Origin of the sequence: Pseudochrobactrum sp. AO18b, from assembly GCF_000409565.1 — a bacterium.
GTDB lineage: Bacteria > Pseudomonadota > Alphaproteobacteria > Rhizobiales > Rhizobiaceae > Pseudochrobactrum > Pseudochrobactrum saccharolyticum.
Genome location: NZ_ANNO01000134.1, coordinates 1 through 1034, shown reverse-complemented (window position 1 = coordinate 1034; position 1034 = coordinate 1). Strand labels below are relative to the sequence as shown.

Genomic DNA, 1034 nt, shown 5'->3' with positions numbered 1-1034 from the left:
CTTTTTTTTGTATCTGTGTAATTTAACAAAACATCATTTGACGTTTACGTAAAAGATCATAGGATACAACACCGAAAACAAAGCAGCCACATATCACTATTGCACGGCAGCTTGTCATATAAACGGAGGAGAGTGCCGTTGAGCCAGCCCCATTTCACCTATAATGATTTTATCGTCGGCGACAGCCTGCAACTCGGCTCCAGGCTGGTGACTGCGGAAGAAGTCATTGCCTTTGCCAGCGAGTTTGACCCACAGCCTTTTCATATGAGCGAAGAAGCAGGCAAAGCGTCAATTCTCGGCGGGCTTTCCGCTTCCGGCTGGCATACCTGTGCCATGCTGATGCGCATGATGGCTGACCGGTTTATCAGCAATTCCGACAGTCAGGGTGCACCCGGCGTGGAATATGTCAAATGGCTGAAACCTGTACTGGCCGGAGACACAATCAGCGCAACCACAACAGTTCTGGAAAAGCGTGTCTCCCGCTCACAACCTGCACTCGGCATCATCCGGTTGAACCACAAGATCACCAATCAGAATGATATTCCCGTTTGTGAAGCACAGGGTTCAATTTTCATGCGCGTAAATATTCAGGAGGCGTGATGATGGCAAAGACCAGCAAGCCATCCATTCTTGAAGAGAATATCGGCAAAACAGTTACCATCGGCTCTTATGAATTTACCGAGGCGAAAATTATCCGCTTTGCAGAAAAATATGACCCGCAGGTCTTTCATACTGATCCGGTTGCAGCCAAAGAGAGTTTTTTCGGCGCGCTCTGCGCCTCAGGCTGGCACACCACTGCGGTCTGGATGCGCCTGAATGTGCAGTCCATGATTGGTATAGTTAAAACCTGCATAGAGCGCGGAGAAACGCCGCCGGTTTTCGGCCCCTCACCCGGTTTTGAAAACCTGCGCTGGGAGCATCCGGTCTTTGCAGGTGATGTGATCGCTTATACTGCACAGATCACCGGTATTCGCCCGCTGGCGACAAAACCGGGCTGGTCTATGCTCAGTCATCACTCCACAGGCACAAACCAG

General features: G+C 50.4%; 2 protein-coding genes. Both read left to right on the top strand.

Going from position 1 to position 1034, the window contains the following annotated elements:
* The first annotated feature begins 138 nt into the window (after window positions 1-138).
* The gene (locus A918_RS0105715; RefSeq protein WP_022710128.1) at window positions 139-600 is read left to right on the top strand and encodes a MaoC family dehydratase; all 462 of its coding nucleotides are present in this window, start codon (window positions 139-141) and stop codon (window positions 598-600) included.
* On the top strand, window positions 600-1034 hold a 435-nt coding region (locus A918_RS0105710; protein ID WP_022710127.1), incomplete at its 3' end, for a MaoC/PaaZ C-terminal domain-containing protein. The genes A918_RS0105715 and A918_RS0105710, both read left to right, overlap by 1 nt.